Source organism: Streptomyces sp. NPDC049954, assembly GCF_040656295.1.
Taxonomy (GTDB): Bacteria; Actinomycetota; Actinomycetes; order Streptomycetales; family Streptomycetaceae; genus Streptomyces.
This window is the reverse complement of sequence record NZ_JBFALS010000006.1, coordinates 474,668-489,686: the sequence shown is the minus strand read 5'-3', so window position 1 is coordinate 489,686 and position 15,019 is coordinate 474,668. Positions and strand designations below refer to the sequence as shown.

The following is a 15,019-nucleotide window of genomic DNA, read 5'->3' as shown; positions in this document are numbered from 1 at the left end:
CGTGGTGCGCACGGACACTCACGCGGGCGGGGGCGGCTCTCCCCCGGTCACTCGCGGGCGGCGGATGGTTCAGTTCGCCGCGAGGCGGGCGAGCCGTCGGGCCTCGTCCCGGGTGTCGCGGGCGATGGCCTCCTCGTCGGCGTGCACGAGACGACCGTGTTCGACGAGGGGCCGGCCACCGACGAGGGAGAGCGTGACGGGGGCGGGGGCGCCGAGGACGAGCGCGGTGACGGGGTCGGCGATCGAGGAGTGCGCGAGGGTGTCCATGCGCCACAGCACGAGGTCGGCGAGTTTCCCGGTTTCGAGGGAGCCGGTCTGCCCGGCACGGCCGAGGACCTGAGCGCCTCCGTACGTGCCCAGCCGCAGCGCCTGCCGCGCCGTCATGGCGGCCTCGCGGTGCGGGCCGAGCCGGTTGACCAGTACGGCGTTGCGCAACTCGGTGTGCAGTTCGCCGGCTTCGTTGGAGGCGGTGCCGTCCACCCCGAGGCCGACCGGGACACCCGCGGCGAGCAGGTCGGGGACGCGGGCGATACCGGCGGCGAGCCGGGCGTTGGACGAGGGGCAGTGCGCGACGCCGGTGCCGGTACGGGCGAAGGCGGCGATGTCGGCGTCGTTCATGTGGACGCAGTGCGCCATCCACACGTCCTCGCCGAGCCAGCCGGTGGAGTCGAAGTAGTCGGTGGGGCCCATCCCGAACAGCTCCCGGCAGAACTGCTCCTCCTCGCGGGTCTCCGAGCCGTGGGTGTGCAGCCTGACCCCTTTGCGCCGGGCGAGTTCGGCGCCCTGCTTGAGCAGGTCGGTGGAGACGGAGAACGGGGAGCAGGGGGCGACGGCGATCTGGGTCATCGCGCCGAAGGACGCGTCGTGGTGCCGGTCGATGGCCTCCTCGGTCGCTGCGAGCGCCTCGTCCAGGGACTCGACGGCGAAGTCGGGGGGCAGCCCTCCCTCGGAGGCGCCCCGGTCCATGGAGCCGCGCGCGAGCGTGAAGCGGACGCCGAGTTCCCGGGCGGCGGCGACGATGGCACCGGCCAGGTCGCCGCTGCCGCGCGGGTAGACATAGTGGTGGTCCATGGCGGTGGTGACGCCGCCCTTGGCCATCATGGCGAGGGAGCCCTGCGCACCGGCCCGCACCATGGATTCGTCGATGCGGGCCCAGGTCGGGTAGAGGGCCACGAGCCAGTCGAAGAGTTTGTGGTCGGTGGCCAGGCCCCGGGTGAGCCACTGGTAGAAGTGGTGGTGGGTGTTGACGAGCCCCGGGGTGACGAGGTGTCCGGTGCCGTCGACGCGGCGGACGACCTCGCGCAGACCGGCGGGCGCCGGCCCGGGGCCGATCGACTCGATGCGCTCACCGGCGACGACGACGTGGCCCGAGGCGTACTCGGTTCCGGCGGCGTCGACGGTGGCGATCGCGGCGTTCTCGATCACGAGGCGGCCGGCCGGGGCCTCGGTGCGGCCGGGCTCGGTACTGGCTGGTGTCACGAGGTGTCCCCTCGGTGCTGGCGCGGACTGCGCGGAGCTTGCGGGAGCGGGCGGCCGGCCCGGAGACCGCCGGACCCGGCCGAGGGCCCGGCGATCTTGCGAGACCGGCGGGCTGCCGGGAGATCGCTGAGACCGGCGAAGGCTCAGAGGTTGCTGAGACCGGCGACGCTCAGAGGTTGCTGAGATCGGCGGGTATGCGGGCCTCGTGACCCTCGCGCAGGATGGTCGCCTCGATGAGGCCGTAGGGCCGGTCGGCCGCGAAGAACACCTCGTTGTCGTTCTTGAGACCGAAGGGTGCGAGGTCCACGAGGAAGTGGTGCTTGTTGGGAAGGGAGAAACGCACCTCGTCGATCTCCGGCCGGTGCTCGATGATCCGTGAGCCCATCTGGAACATGGTCTGCTGGAGGGAGAGCGAGTAGGTACTGGCGAAGGCGTCGAGCAAGTGCCGGCGCACCTCGCTCCACGAGGTGTCCCAGTCGGGTGCTTCGGCCCCGTCCTCGTGCCAGCCGAAGCGCCAGCGTCCGGACACGTCGGTGGCGAGGATGCGGTCGTGGGTCTCGGGCAGCGTCGTGTACTCGTCCTTGACGAAGCCCCAGAACTCGGAGTCGGTGGAGTTGAGGACGGTGAGGCCCTTGATCCCCGAGACGACCTCCCAGCGGCCGTCCTCGTGCGTGACCTGGGCCAGCCGGGTCCCGCCGCCCTTGCGGACGAAGGAGTGGGCGGGCCCCTCCCCCTCGCCGCCGATGCGGTCCCAGGCGTACTCCTCGACGCGGACCCGGGCCCGGTGGACGGACTCCTGGCTGCCGACGAAGTGCCGGGCCAGCAGGATGGCGAACTCCTCGGGTGAGGCGATGCCGTGTTCCTTGGCGAAGGCGTACACCGTGTTCTTGGTGGTGTCGGTGGGCAGGCAGTTGGCGTTCGAGCCCGAGTAGTGCACGTCGTCCATGGCGCCGGAGAGGGCGATGGACACGTTCAGGTCCTTGATGTGGTGGGTGTCGCCGGAGCGGACGACGCGCACCACGCGCACTTCGGCCTTCCCGTACTGGTTGGGGCCGAGCACGGCCGGTCCCGCGGGGCGGGCGGCGGCCGGGGCGGTGGAGTCGGTGGCCGGGGCGGTGGAGTCGGTGGCCGGGGCGGTGGAGTCGGTCATGTCGCTAGCTCCCTCGGTATACGGAGTAGCCGAACGGGCTGAGCAGCAGGGGCACGTGGTAGTGCTCGCCCGGGGCGACGGCGAAGACGAGGCTCACCTCGGGGAAGAACACAGCGGTCTCGCCCCCGCCCCCGGTGCTGTCCTGCCGCGTGCCGTCCGGCGCGGGGACGCCGCCGTCGGCGCCTGTCGTGGTGGCGCGCAGATAGGCGGCGGTGTCGAAGACGAGCCGCACCCGCGCGGTGTCCTCTGGCAGTTCGGGCAGGTCCTTGCAACGGCCGTCGGCGTCGGTGCGGGAGGCGCCGATCTCCGTCCACGCCCCGGACTGCCCGGAGCGGGCGTGGACGGTGACGGGGACGGCGGCGGCCGGGCGCCCGAGGCTCGTGTCGAGGACGTGGGTCGACACGGAAGGAGGCGTACGGCGGCCGGGGTGGTGACCGCTGGTCATGACGGGGTCCCTTCGTGGGGGCGGATCGGCCGGCGGGCCGGGCCGGACGGCCCTGCCACGGCCCCGGTCCCCGGCTGGCGTTCGGTGCTCGCTCCCGGCTCCGGAGCCGGTCCCGGTCCTGGTTCCGGAGCCGGTCCTGGTTCCGGAGCCGGTTCCCGTTCCAGTTCCGTCAGCAGTCGGTCGAGCCTGATGCGGTGGATCTTGGTGAGTTCGGCGCGGGCGATCTCCCGCTCCCGCCCGGGGGCGTTGCCGAGACGTCTCTCCAGTGCGGCGAGCATGTCCTCGGCGCTCGCCCCGGTGGCGCAGATCAGGAAGACGTGCCCGAACTTCTCCTGGTAGGCGAGGTTCAGTGTGAGCATCCGTTCCCGCAGCCGCTCCGGCGCGCCCGCCATGCCGCGCTGTTCGCGCGCGGAGGCCGGATCGCCCGGGGTGGGGCGGCCGATCGGCGGGTGACCGGCGAGGGCCTCGTCGAGGTCGGCGCCGTCGAGCACCGAGGTGGCGGTGTCGCCGGCCGCGAACAGTTCCCCGGCGTTCCGGTAGGGCCGTCCCGCGAGCAGCGCGGCCCCCCAGGACCGGCTCGCGCACACCTCACGCAGTACGGCGCTCGCGCGGGACGTGGAGAGGGAGTTGAACCGGTCGATCGGCACGGGGACCTCCGGGGCCTGGTGCGGTACGGCTGCGCATAGCTAAGACCCTCGATCCGGCCGCGTCAACACTTTGTTGAAGCCGCGCGGCGGCGGGAAACGAGGCCGATACCGGGCGGTAACGAGCGCGTCGCGGCCCGGCCGGGAGCACGTCGTAGCCGCCCGGCCGGGTGTCGGCGGCGCGTCCGCCCTGATCAGGACGTCGGCTCGGCAGCACCTTCACCGCGGGGCGCAGAGCGCTCCCGCTCGTATACGACTGCCGGTCAGGAGCGGTGGTGCGGGCGGGCCGTGTGACCTTTCCCGGCGTTCACACCGCTGTAGCCCCACTGTCAGTGCCCGCCCCTAGGCTGCACTCATGCCTCATACGCACAGGCCCGCCACTCCGCCCCGTTCCGCAGCAGTCGTCAACGCCGAGATCCGCGCCCTGTGGACGAGCGGCGGCCGGTTGTCGCAGGAGCGGCGCGAGGAGTACGAGGCCCTGCTCGCCGAGTGGTCGGCGGCGATACGCGCGGAGGTCGTCACGGCCGCCTGAGCGAACGTCGAGTGGGACGGACGGCTGAGCAAGCCGCGCGCGGGACGGACGGCTGAGCGAACCGCGCGCGGGGCAGACACCTGAGTCGCCGGTCAGATCACCCGGGGGCGCGTCGTCCGGCCTCCGTTGGCCGCCCCACGGCCGGTCATGGTTACCGTGCCGCGCCCCGGCCGCCCTCCGTACCCCGCGCACCCCGCGCGTCCGGCGCGCCCGGGCCCTCCCGGTCTTCCGCTCCCTGCGGGCCTCGCTCGCCCTTCGCGCGTTGTTCGTTGGCGTAGTTGATGTAGTTGTAGACGGTGAAGCGGCTGACGCCGAGCGCGCTCGCGACCGTTTCGACGCCGTGCCGGACGGTGAAGGCGCCGCGCCCCTCCAGCTGCCTCACGACGTCCTGTTTGGTTCTGCGGTCGAGCGCGGCGAGCGGCCCGTGGACCCGTTCGAGTCCGGCGAGTATCCGGTCCAGGGACTCGGCGAGCCGGGGCAGGCGTACGGCGAAGGCCTCCTCGCCCTCCCAGCTCAGCATCACGTCGTCCGGGCCGGCCGCCCGGGGCGCCAGGACCTGCGCGCCCAGCGCGTCGACGAGCGGCTTCACGGCGTCGAGCAGCGGGTGCCCGGGAAGTTCCGGGTGCTCCGGGTACTCCGTCGAGCCGCCGGGGCGCTCCGGGGGCGCGCTCACCGCCCGGTCTCCTCGTCGAGGACGCTGACCTGGAGGGACACCCGGGTCGCCCCGGCGTCCAGGGTCTCCTTGAGCAGACGGGCGACGGAGTCGAGTACCACGTCGGCCCGGCCGTCGGCGGTGTTGCCGAAGGGGCCGACGTCGACGGCGTCGAGGTCGGCGCCCCCGATCACCTGCCGGGCCACGAGCGCGTGTTGCGGCGTCTCGTCGAGGTCGAAGGGCTCGGTGGTGAACTCGACCCGCAATCGCACTGTGCCTCCCCGGCCGCGACCGTCGTCCGGCACCGGGGTCCGGCGCCGCACCCGACCCTAACCGAACAGGAATCGCTCACCCCCGGTCCGGGGTGATCTCCTCCACCGGCCTGGGGGCCGCGCGGGGCACGCCCCAGCGCTCGGCGGCGAGAGCGGCGGCGGCCCGCGCCCGGTCGCACGTTCCCCCGCCGGGACCGAGGAGCGCGGCCGCCTGCGCGGGCGGGGCGAGCAGGTGGGCGGGGCCGCCGGACGGGGCGACGAGGCCGGGAGCGAGCCGGGCCACCGCGCCGGCCCGGCCGGGCAGCGCCAGCGGGATGTCCCGGTACAGGCCGGCGTGGTGGGCGCTCGGCAGTGCGCAGTGCCTGCCCTCGGGGTCCACGAGGAGCAGGACGCGGCCCTGCGGGTCGAAGGCCCACACCCCGGTGGCACCACCTGCGGCCGGGGCGGTCCCCGGGACGACGCCGTGCCGTTCGAGCACCCCGGGAGCCGTGGCCGTGCCGTCCTCCAGCACCGCGGGGCCGCTCGCGTCGAGGCGGGCGCGGTAGGCGGCGAGCATCCGGGCGCCGTCCAGCGGCCCCATCCGTGCGGCGGCCTCGGCGGCGGACAACAGGTGGTAGGCGCCGAGTTCGGCCGGGGGCAGCACGATGCGGGCCAGCGCGCCCGGGCCCAGCACCCCGCCGTCCCACACGTACAGGGCCTCGCCGGGGAAGCAGCCGAACTCGGCGTACTCCTCGTGGTCCTCGCTGACCCATTCCACGACCAGCAGCCGGGAGGGCCGGACGACGAGCGCCAGTTCCTCCGCCACCTCGCGGGCGGCGCTCCGGGAGGGCCGCTCCCCTGCGTCCATCCCGCCACCGGGCAGCAACAGGTGCTCGCGGTAGCGGGGTTCGACGACCAGTACGCGTCCGTCCACATCGGTGAACAGGACGGCGGAACCGCCCCAGAAGGCGGCGCGGGAGCGGGCGTACTCCTCGGGGGCGAGGCGTACCGGCTCGGCGCGCAGGTCGTCGTCGCGCGTGGCGAACGTCATGAACAGCCTTTCTGAGAGGCGGCGGAGGACGGACCGGTGGAAAGCCTGCCCAACGGGACGCACGGGAATTCCGGGGCGAGGGTGGCGGATGTGGCGCAAGGTGGCGCGCCACGGGCGCGACGACTTGTCCGCGCGCGGGTCAGGGAGCAGGTGTGTCGTGGAACGCGCGGCGCCCACGAGGGCCAAGCAGTGCCCTGCCGCCCGGGGCCGGCGACCGGGCCGGATCGGGCCGGATCGGGCCGGATCGGGCCGGATCGGGCCGGATCGGGCCGGATCGGGCCGGATCGAGGTACCGGAGACCGATGCGCCGCTGCCGCCCGGCTCCCGGCCCCGACCACGACCACGACCACGACCACGAGCGTGGCCACGGCCACGGCCAGCGCCACCACCACAGCCATCGACCACAGTCACCGACCACACCGTTGGTATACCTCAAGACGTCAGTGCCACCCCAGGAGCAACGAAACCCCTGCCGCATTTCGGAATAAGTTCGGCTTATCACCCGAGAGCATGTCCGCCTGGTATGCCAAGTGCTAGTGTCACCTGCGTCCTTGGCAGCGTGTCGGCCGGTCGGCCGGAGCGGATTCGGCCGGGACGTCGTCTTCAGGAGGCTCCATGCGCACCCGATCCCCCGTGGCCTTCGGCAGGGCCGGTCGGTGAGCACTCCGGCGCCGGACACGGGCGGCTCGCACGTCGTGCACGCCGAACGCGTGATCCGGGACGGCGTGCTCTCCGGCGCGTACCCGCCAGGCGCCCGGCTGCGTGAGCGTGAACTGTCGCAGGCCCTCGGCTACTCCCGTATCCCGGTCCGCGAGGCGCTGACCCGGCTGGCCGCCGACGGGCTCGTGGAGCTCTCTCCCCGGCGCGGCGCCTCGGTACGTCGGCTGTCGTTGCGCGACGTGAACGAACTCTTCGATCTCCGCCTGAGCCTGGAGGTCTTCGCCGCGCGCCGGGCGGCTGAGGCGGACGCCTCCGGTCCGGCCGCGCGGCGGCTGCGGGAGCTGATGGAGTCCGCCGAGGACGCCACGCGTCGTGGGGCGGTCGAGGAGATCCCCGGCGCGAACACCGCTCTGCACGCCGGAATCGTCGCGATGACGGGTAACCACCTGCTGGAGACGGCGCTGCACCCCTCGCTGGGGCTCATGCAGTGGGTCTTCACCCTCACCGGGAACCTCGACCCCGCCGTGCAGTGCGCCGAGCACCGGGACCTGTGCGCCGCGATCCACTCCGGGAACGCCGAGCTGGCCGGCGCCGTCGCCTACGCCCATATCGAACGGGGTCGCGGCCCCTCGCTCGCGACCCTGGCCAGAATCCTCCCGGCGGAGTGACGGGGCACCCTCTCGGCTCCCCGTCCGCACCGCAGTCGTGCCGGATTCGCTCCGGACCCGGTGCCCGCCCCCGAACCCAGCCCAGCTCATAAGGAACGGAACAAGTCCGCATGCTCATCACCAACGTCCGCCCCTGGGGCGGCCCGTCGCAGGACATCGAGATCCGGGACGGTGCGATAGCCGCGCTGCACCCGCACGAGCCCGGCCGCGCGACAGCGGGCGCCTCCGTGGACGGCCGGGGCCGGCTCGCTCTGCCCTCCTTCTCCGACGTCCACTGCCACCTGGACTCCACCCGGATCGGGCTGCCCTTCCGCCCGCACACGGGGGCGCCCGGGGTCTGGGGCCTGACGATGAACGACCGGGCGCACTGGCGCGAGGACGAGTGGAGCGTCGCCGAACGGGCCACGTACACGCTGGGCCGGATGATCGAGCGCGGCACGACCCGGGTGCGCAGCTACGCGCAGATCGACGCCGACTGCGGCCTGGAGCGCTTCGAAGGCGTACTGGCCGCGAAGGAGGCGCACGCCGACCGCTGCGAGGTCGAGATCATGGCGTTCCCGCAGGCGGGGCTGTTGCGGGAGAAGGGGGTGCCGGAGCTGATGGACGAGGCGCTGTCCTCCGGCGCTGCGGTCGTCGGCGGGATCGATCCCTGCACCCTGGACCGTGACCCGGTGCGCCACCTCGACATCCTCTTCGACCTGGCCGAGCGTCACCAGGCGCCCATCGACGTCCACCTCCACGAGCCCGGCCACCTCGGCGTGTTCAGTGTCGACCTCATCCTGGAGCGGGTCCGTGCGCTCGGCATGGCCGGAAAGGTCACGCTGTCCCACGCCTACGAACTGGGCGCCGTGGACGAGGCCACGACGCGCCGGCTGATCGAGGAGTTCGCCGAGCTGGACATCGCGATGGCGACGATCGCTCCCGCGCAGCAGCTGCACGCCCTGCCGATGGCGGAGCTGACGCGGGCGGGCGTGCGGGTCGGTCTGGGCGAGGACGGGCAGCGCGACTTCTGGTCGCCCTACGGCAACGCGGACATGCTGGACCGCACCTGGCAGCTCGCCTTCACCAACCGGTACCGCAAGGACGAGCTGATCGAGCACTGCGTGGCCGTCGCCTCGCGTGGTGGTGCCTCGATCCTGGACCCGGAGCTGCCGAGGCTGAGTTCGGTGGCCGACCGCCCCGCCCTGGCCGTGGGGGACCGCGCCGATCTGTTGCTGGTGGAGGGCGAGACGGTCGCGTCCGCCGTGATGGACCGCAGCGACGACCGGACGGTGCTGCACGCCGGCCGCGTGGTCGCGGACGGGCTGCGGCTCGTCGGCTGAGAGCCGGCCGGTACGAAGCGGCCCCGTCCACCTCTCACGGGAGGCGGACGGGGCCGCTTCGTACCGGCGGAACCGCTTCGTGTGCCGGCGGAGGCTGCTTCATAGCTGCGGGCCGGTGGACCGTCTCAGGCGGCGGTGGCCGCCGCCTGCGCGGCGTCCGGCACGGTGCCGTCGTCCGCCACGAGGTGGCAGGCGACCTGTCGCCCGGCGGCGGGGCCGGTCCGCGATGCGGCCACCGTGCGCAGGACGGGCGCCTCGGCGCGGCAGCGGTCGGTGGCCAGGGGGCAGCGGGTGTGGAAGTGGCAGCCGGGCGGCGGATCCAGGGGGCTCGGCAGGTCCCCGCCGAGCACGATGCGGCTGCGACCGCGCTGTTCGGCCGGGTCCGGGACCGGCGCGGCCGACAACAGCGCCTGCGTGTACGGGTGCTTGGGCGCCGCGAACAGGTCGGCGGCAGGCGCCTGTTCGACGATGCGGCCGAGGTACATGACGGCGATGCGGTCGGCGAGGTACTCGACGGCGGCGAGGTCGTGCGTGATGAAGAGGCAGCCGAAGCCGCGCTCCTTCTGGAGGTCCGCCAGCAGGTTGAGGACGGATGCCTGGACCGAGACGTCGAGCGCGGAGGTCGGCTCGTCGGCCACGAGCAGGCTCGGGTTGACGGAGAGCGCGCGGGCGATGGAGACGCGCTGGCGCTGACCGCCGGAGAGTTCGTGGGGGCTGCGGTCGGCGAGTTCGGGGCGCAGGCCGACCTGCGCGAGGAGCGCGTCGACCCGGTCCGCCGCCTCCTGCCGGCTCGCCATCCCGTGCAGGCGCAGCGGTTCGGCGACGATCCGCCGGATCGTCATGCGCGGGTTGAGGGAGGAGGAGGGGTCCTGGAAGACGAGGTGGAAGTCCTTACGCAGGGGCCGCAGGGCGCGCGGGGACAGCGTCGTCACGTCGGTCCCGTTGATCCGTACGCTGCCGCCGGTCGGCTGGTCGAGGCGGACCACGCAGCGTCCGACCGTGGACTTGCCGCTGCCCGACTCACCGACGAGGCCTAGCACTTCACCGGGTTCGATGGTCAGGGTCACGCCGTCCACGGCGCGTACGGTGCCGCCGCCGGCCGCGGTGAAGTGGCGGGTGAGGTCCCGTACCGCGAGCACGGGTGCTTCGGTGAGGTGGGGACTGCCGGTCATCGCGCGGCTCCCTCGGAGGTGTCGGGGTGGTGGGGCCGGCGGGGGTTCGCGGGCCCTTCGGCCGCGGCCGTGACCGGGTGGTGGCACGCGACACGGTGGGTGGTGGACAGCTCTCGGGATGCGGGGCGGACGGTGAGGCAGTCGGCGCTCGCACGGGCGCAGCGAGGGGCGAATCCGCAGCCCTGCGGCTGCTCGCTCAGGTCGGGCACGAGGCCGGGGATTTCGTTGAGCCGGGCCCGGCCGCCCGCGGTGCGGCTGCCGGGGCGCAGGACGGCGCCGAGCAGCCCGCCCGTGTACGGGTGCCGGGGCGCGCCGAACAGCTCGTCCACCGGGGCCTGTTCGACGGGGCGTCCGGCGTACATGACGAGGACCCGGTCGGCGGTGTCCGCGACGACGCCGAGATCGTGGGTGATGAGCACGATTGCGGTGCCAAGGCGGTCGCGCAGGGAGCGGAGCACGTCGAGAATGCCGGCCTGGACGGTGACGTCGAGGGCGGTGGTGGGTTCGTCGGCGATCAGGACGGCCGGGTCGCAGGCGACCGCGATGGCGATCATGACGCGCTGGCGCATCCCGCCGGAGAGCTGGTGCGGGTACTCGTCGACGCGGGTGCGGGGGGCGGGGATGCCCACGAGGTCGAGGAGTTCGACGGCGCGCTCCCGGGCTTCCCGTCGCCTGAGCCCCTGGTGGCGGCTGAGCACCTCGGTGATCTGCCGGCCGATGGTGAGCACCGGGTTGAGCGAGGTCATCGGCTCCTGGAAGATCATCGAGAGGCGGCGGCCGCGCAGCGAGCGCAGTTCCCGCTCGGGCGCGCCGACCAGTTCACGTCCGTCGAGGCGAATCGATCCTCCGACGTGTGCGGTGGGCGGCAACAGGCCCATGACGGCCATCGAGGTGACGGACTTCCCGCAGCCCGACTCCCCCACGACGGCGAGCACTTCGCCGGGGGCCAAGTCGTAGGAGACGCCGTCGACGGCGTGCACGGTGCGGTCCGGTCCGCGGAAGGAGACCGTGAGGTCCCGGACGCTGAGGACGGCCTCGGCTCCGTTGGGGGCGGACCGGGAGGCGGTGGCCGTGTCGGTTCGGTTCACCGGGTACCTCCGCGGGGGTCGAGGATGTCGCGTACGCCGTCGCCGAGCAGGTTGAAGGCGAGGGTGGCAAGGACGATGACGAGGCCGGGGAAGACGGCCATCCAGGGCGCGTCGGCGATGAAGGGCTGGGCGCTGGAGAGCATCACGCCGAGGGAGGGCGAGGGCGGCTGGACGCCAAGGCCGAGGAAGCTGAGGACGGCCTCGCCGATGATGGCCGAGGGGATGCCCACGGTGGCCTGGACGATGAGCGCCGAGGTGGCGTTCGGCAGGATGTGCCGGAAGAGGATCACCCGGTCGTTGCCGCCGTTGGCGACGGCGGCGCCGACGTAGTCGAGGTGCTTGAGGCGCAGGGTCTCCGCGCGGGTGATGCGGATGATCGCCGGGATCTGCGAGATGCCGATGGCGATGGTGGCGTTCTCCAGCGAGGGGCCGAGGATCGCGGCGAGGCCGACGGCCAGCACGAGGAACGGGAAGGCGAGCAGGGTGTCGGTGAGCCGGGAGACCGCCGAGTCCGCGAAACGGCCGTAGTAGCCGGCGACCAGTCCGAGGGGGACGGCGACGACGAAGGCGAGAGCGACGGCGAGGACGCCGACCTGCATGGAGGCGGTGACTCCGACCAGGACGCGCGAGAGCTGGTCGCGTCCGAGGTCGTCGGTGCCCAGCCAGTGCGACCAGGACGGTTCGGCGAGTGCGGCGCCGAAATCTGGCCGGGCGGGATCGTAGGGGGCGAGCAAGGGCGCCAGGAGGGCCACGCACACGAACAGCGTGGCGAGGACGGCGCCGACGAGGGCGAGACGGTTGCGGCGCAGCCGGCGCAGTCCGGAGCACCAACGGCCACGCTCGGGGCCCGGCTTCGGCGCGAGCGCGGTGACGGCGGGGGCGGCCGGCGCCGGGGAGGGGGCGACGGTCATCGGGAACCTCCGAGCCGGATACGCGGGTCGACGACGGAGTAGAGGAAGTCGACCAGCAGGTTGATCAGGATGTAGGCGGCCGAGATGAAGAGCACCACGCCCTGGACCATCGCGTAGTCACGGGTGAAGACCGCGTCGATGGTGAGCTTGCCGAAGCCGGGCAGGACGAAGACCTGTTCGGTGACGACGGCGCCCGAGATGAGCTGGCCGAGTTGCAGGCCGAGCACGGTGACGACGGTGACGAGCGAGTTGCGCAGGGCGTGCCGGCCGATGACGGTGCGCGGGGCGAGTCCCTTGGCGCGGGCGGTGCGCGTGTAGTCGGAGGACAAGGAGTCGATCATCGCGGCTCTGGTCTGCCGCATGACGACGGCGGCGAGTCCGGAGCCCAGCACGATCGCGGGGAGGGTCAGGCGCCGCAGGTTCTCCAGCGGGTCGGTGCCGAAGGGCACGAAGCCGGAGGCGGCGAAGACGGGCACGGCGATGGCGAAGGCGAGGAGGAGGACGATACCGAGCCAGAAGGAGGGGATGGACATGCCGAGCAGGGCGATCCCGTTAGCCAGCCACTCCTCGGGCTTTCCGCGCCGCACGGCGGCCAGGACACCGGCGCCGATCCCGACGACGACGGCCAGGATCAGGGAGAGGGCCGCGAGTTCGAGGGTGATGGGCAGGGCCTGGGTGATCGAGTCGAGCACCGGCAGCCCGGTGCGGGCGGAGGTGCCGAAGTCGCCGGTGACGGCGTTGCTGACGTAACGCCAGTACTGCACGGCGATGTTGTCGTTCAGCCCGTACTCCTGGCGGATCGCGGCGAGCACCTCGGGTGAGGTCTGTTCGCCGGCGAGGGCCTGCGCGGTGTCGCCCGGCATGGCCCGCACGCCGAGGAACACGGCGATGCTGACAAGTCCCATGGTGATCAGCGACATGCCGATCCTGCGGCTGACGTAGGAGGTCAGCAGCTTGCGGAGATGGTTCACCGGCTCCCCTTCACGTATCCGGCTTCCTTGGCCTTGATCAGGCCGTCCCCGGAGAGCTTGATGCCGCTGACGTCCGTGGACGCGGAGACGTAGTTGACGGGGCGGTACAGGTAGATGACGCCGTGCAGCCGGTTGATCGCCTGGGTGAGCCGGCGGTAGATCTCGCGCCGTTTCGTGATGTCCGTCGTGCTGCGGCCTTCTACGATCAGCCGGTCGACGGTCGGGTCGGAGAGCTTTCCCTGGTTGTTGCTGCCGGCGGTGCCGACGAGACTGTCGATGTTGCCGGCCGGGTCGGGCTGCCCGCCCCAGCCGCCTGTCCTGGCCTGGAAATCCCCGGCCAGGGTGCGGGTCAGCCCGGTGGCGAACTCGGTGGGCCGCAGCCGTACATCGAAGCCGGCCTCGGCGGCCATGGCCTGGACGACCTGGCCGAGGCGGCTGTCGTCCGGAGTCGTGTTGATCATCAGTTCGAGTGGCACGGGCGTCCTCACCCCGGCCGCCTTGAGCAGCCGCTTGGCCTTGGGCAGGTCGCGCTCGGGGCAGGTGACCGACGAGCTGAGCGGGGTGCCCGGGGGCACCGGCCCGCAGGCGGGGGCGTACATGCCCTGGAAGACGAGCTTGTTGATCAGCTCGCGGTCCAGGGAGAGGTCGAAGGCCTCCCGGACCCGGACGTCGCGACCGAAGGGCGAGTCGACTCGGCCGGGCTTCTTGTCGATGCCGTGCACGTTGCCGACGTTCAGGGTGAGCGCCATGTAGCCGAGCGAAGGCGTGTTCAGGAGGTTGATCCCCTTCTCACCGAGGGAGCCGCGCACCTCCACCGGGCCCATCTGGTCACCGATCTGCACGTCCCCGGACCTGATGTTGGCCATTCGGATATTGCCGTCGGTGATCGTCTTGTAGGTCACGCCGTCGAGGTGGACCTTGTCCGCGTCGTAGTAGAGCGCGTCCTTGGTGAGTTCGATGCGGTCGCCGATGACGCGCTTGACGTACTTGAAGGGGCCCACGCACGAGGGGTGGCCGGCGAACTTCCTGCCGTAGGTCCCGATCGCCTTGGGCGACATGATCAGCCCAGCGGTGTTGGCGAGCCGCCCGAGGAGTGGGACGTCGGGGTGCTTGAGGTCGAGCCGCACCGTGTACTTGCCCGGGGTGGTGACCTTCTTCACCGAGTCGATCTCAGAGGCGCGCCCGGAGCCGCGCAGGTGCAGGTGGCGGTCGAGGGAGGTCTTGACGGCGCGCGCGTCCAGCGGGGTGCCGTCGCTGAAGGTGGCGTCCTTGCGGACGGCGAAGGTGAAGGTCTTCCCGCCGTTGGTGATCCGCGGCATCGAGGCGGCCAGTTGCGGGACGAACTTGTTGTCCTGGTCGACGTCGTAGAGCTGCTCGCACATGGACGCGAAGACGGTCCGGGCGACGAGGGTCGAGGTCAGGCTCGGGTCCAGCATGTCCGGATCGGACTTGAGGGCGATCGTGAGTGTGCCGCCGTCCCCGACGGGACGGGTGTCGGCGAGGCGCGGCTGGGCGACGGTCCCCTCGCCGGGCGGGGAGAGGGTGCTGCACGCGGTGGTGATCGCCAACAGGGCGACCGCCACGACAGTGGCCGGTATACGACGCACGGCGAAGGGTCCTCCTTCGGGACGGCAGGGGGAGGCGGCGGACCGGCGGCCGGTACGCGTTGAGGCGACACGGTATACCAAGCCACAGAAGCCCGCGCGGGACGTCCAGGTCATATTGCCCCAATTATTGGCTTACTTGGCAGCTCAAGGCGGGCATTGAGGCACAACTCCCCCGCGGCAACCTCCCACCCGAGACCGACTTGGTATACCGGACTGTTCACGAGGAGCCCGCCCCTCGCTGTCGACCACACGGAGAGCGGCCCGGGGAGATCGCGGAGCCCGGGCCCGGGGAGGCGCACATTGGCCGAGAGGTGACGGTCCGGCCCTGCCAGTGCCCCGTGCGGGGCGGTGGCGCGTCCACGTACCGGAACCGCGCGAGACCGCGGGAGGGCCGGGACTTCGGCCCCCGGGCATGG

General features: G+C 72.5%; 14 protein-coding genes and 1 pseudogene. 3 read left to right on the top strand and 12 right to left on the bottom strand.

Features of this window, described 5'->3' with window-relative positions:
• Positions 1-69 precede the first annotated feature (69 nt).
• From AB0J21_RS16665 to uraD, 4 genes are all read right to left on the bottom strand, one after another.
• The gene (locus AB0J21_RS16665) at positions 70-1,479 is read right to left on the bottom strand and encodes an 8-oxoguanine deaminase (RefSeq protein ID WP_363146674.1); all 1,410 of its coding nucleotides are present in this window, start codon (positions 1,477-1,479) and stop codon (positions 70-72) included.
• 169 nt (positions 1,480-1,648) lie between these two features.
• Positions 1,649-2,629 carry a factor-independent urate hydroxylase gene (gene pucL, locus AB0J21_RS16660; RefSeq protein ID WP_363146673.1) on the bottom strand — a complete coding sequence of 327 codons (981 nt, stop codon included), beginning with the start codon at positions 2,627-2,629 and terminating at the stop codon, positions 1,649-1,651.
• A 4-nt stretch (positions 2,630-2,633) separates the two neighbouring features.
• Positions 2,634-3,074: a hydroxyisourate hydrolase gene (gene uraH, locus AB0J21_RS16655; protein WP_363146672.1), complete on the bottom strand. Its 441-nt coding sequence runs from the start codon at positions 3,072-3,074 to the stop codon at positions 2,634-2,636.
• A complete protein-coding gene (gene uraD, locus AB0J21_RS16650) occupies positions 3,071-3,721 on the bottom strand; it encodes a 2-oxo-4-hydroxy-4-carboxy-5-ureidoimidazoline decarboxylase (RefSeq protein ID WP_363146671.1) in 651 nt (216 codons plus the stop codon). The genes uraH and uraD overlap by 4 nt, the downstream gene beginning before the upstream one ends.
• Positions 3,722-4,073: 352 nt before the next feature.
• Here uraD and AB0J21_RS16645 point away from each other — a divergent pair, with 352 nt between their 5' ends.
• The gene (locus tag AB0J21_RS16645) at positions 4,074-4,250 is read left to right on the top strand and encodes a hypothetical protein (RefSeq protein ID WP_363146669.1); all 177 of its coding nucleotides are present in this window, start codon (positions 4,074-4,076) and stop codon (positions 4,248-4,250) included.
• Between the two features lie 247 nt (positions 4,251-4,497).
• Here AB0J21_RS16645 and AB0J21_RS16640 read toward each other — a convergent pair.
• The 3 genes and pseudogenes from AB0J21_RS16640 to AB0J21_RS16630 form a co-directional block, all read right to left on the bottom strand.
• Positions 4,498-4,851: pseudogene (locus AB0J21_RS16640) on the bottom strand (helix-turn-helix domain-containing protein); the annotation flags it as partial.
• A gap of 68 nt (positions 4,852-4,919) precedes the next feature.
• On the bottom strand, positions 4,920-5,174 hold the full coding sequence (locus tag AB0J21_RS16635; protein WP_363146668.1) for a hypothetical protein: 255 nt from the start codon (positions 5,172-5,174) through the stop codon (positions 4,920-4,922).
• Between the two features lie 76 nt (positions 5,175-5,250).
• Entirely contained in the window at positions 5,251-6,204 is a 954-nt protein-coding gene (locus AB0J21_RS16630) for an NUDIX domain-containing protein (RefSeq protein ID WP_363146667.1), read from the bottom strand.
• Positions 6,205-6,860: 656 nt separating this feature from the next.
• On the opposite strand from AB0J21_RS16630, the gene AB0J21_RS16625 reads away from it, so the two are divergent.
• On the top strand, positions 6,861-7,532 hold the full coding sequence (locus AB0J21_RS16625; protein WP_363146666.1) for a GntR family transcriptional regulator: 672 nt from the start codon (positions 6,861-6,863) through the stop codon (positions 7,530-7,532).
• A 110-nt stretch (positions 7,533-7,642) separates the two neighbouring features.
• Entirely contained in the window at positions 7,643-8,854 is a 1,212-nt protein-coding gene (locus AB0J21_RS16620) for an amidohydrolase family protein (RefSeq protein WP_363146665.1), read from the top strand.
• Positions 8,855-8,979: 125 nt separating this feature from the next.
• On the opposite strand, the gene AB0J21_RS16615 is transcribed toward AB0J21_RS16620, so the two are convergent.
• From AB0J21_RS16615 to AB0J21_RS16595, 5 genes are read right to left on the bottom strand one after another with little or no spacing between them, the layout of a single operon-like run.
• On the bottom strand, positions 8,980-10,026 hold the full coding sequence (locus AB0J21_RS16615; protein WP_363146664.1) for an oligopeptide/dipeptide ABC transporter ATP-binding protein: 1,047 nt from the start codon (positions 10,024-10,026) through the stop codon (positions 8,980-8,982).
• Positions 10,023-11,114: an ABC transporter ATP-binding protein gene (locus tag AB0J21_RS16610; protein WP_363146663.1), complete on the bottom strand. Its 1,092-nt coding sequence runs from the start codon at positions 11,112-11,114 to the stop codon at positions 10,023-10,025. Before AB0J21_RS16610 ends, AB0J21_RS16615 begins: the two co-directional genes overlap by 4 nt.
• Positions 11,111-12,025, bottom strand: a complete 915-nt coding sequence (locus AB0J21_RS16605; RefSeq protein ID WP_363146662.1) for an ABC transporter permease — start codon at positions 12,023-12,025, stop codon at positions 11,111-11,113. The genes AB0J21_RS16610 and AB0J21_RS16605 overlap by 4 nt, the downstream gene beginning before the upstream one ends.
• Positions 12,022-12,996, bottom strand: coding sequence for an ABC transporter permease (locus tag AB0J21_RS16600; protein WP_363146661.1), 975 nt, complete (start codon positions 12,994-12,996; stop codon positions 12,022-12,024). Before AB0J21_RS16600 ends, AB0J21_RS16605 begins: the two co-directional genes overlap by 4 nt.
• A complete protein-coding gene (locus AB0J21_RS16595; RefSeq protein WP_363146660.1) occupies positions 12,993-14,603 on the bottom strand; it encodes an ABC transporter substrate-binding protein in 1,611 nt (536 codons plus the stop codon). The genes AB0J21_RS16600 and AB0J21_RS16595 overlap by 4 nt, the downstream gene beginning before the upstream one ends.
• Positions 14,604-15,019 lie beyond the last annotated feature (416 nt).

What these genes read in the sequence shown, in the direction of transcription:
- AB0J21_RS16620 (WP_363146665.1), top strand. Translation starts at nt 7,643, where the DNA reads ATGCTCATCACCAACGTCCGCCCCTGGGGCGGCCCGTCGCAGGACATC.
- AB0J21_RS16605 (WP_363146662.1), bottom strand. Translation starts at nt 12,025, where the DNA reads ATGACCGTCGCCCCCTCCCCGGCGCCGGCCGCCCCCGCCGTCACCGCG.
- AB0J21_RS16615 (WP_363146664.1), bottom strand. Translation starts at nt 10,026, where the DNA reads ATGACCGGCAGTCCCCACCTCACCGAAGCACCCGTGCTCGCGGTACGG.
- AB0J21_RS16630 (WP_363146667.1), bottom strand. Translation starts at nt 6,204, where the DNA reads ATGACGTTCGCCACGCGCGACGACGACCTGCGCGCCGAGCCGGTACGC.
- pucL (WP_363146673.1), bottom strand. Translation starts at nt 2,629, where the DNA reads ATGACCGACTCCACCGCCCCGGCCACCGACTCCACCGCCCCGGCCACC.
- uraH (WP_363146672.1), bottom strand. Translation starts at nt 3,074, where the DNA reads ATGACCAGCGGTCACCACCCCGGCCGCCGTACGCCTCCTTCCGTGTCG.
- AB0J21_RS16645 (WP_363146669.1), top strand. Translation starts at nt 4,074, where the DNA reads ATGCCTCATACGCACAGGCCCGCCACTCCGCCCCGTTCCGCAGCAGTC.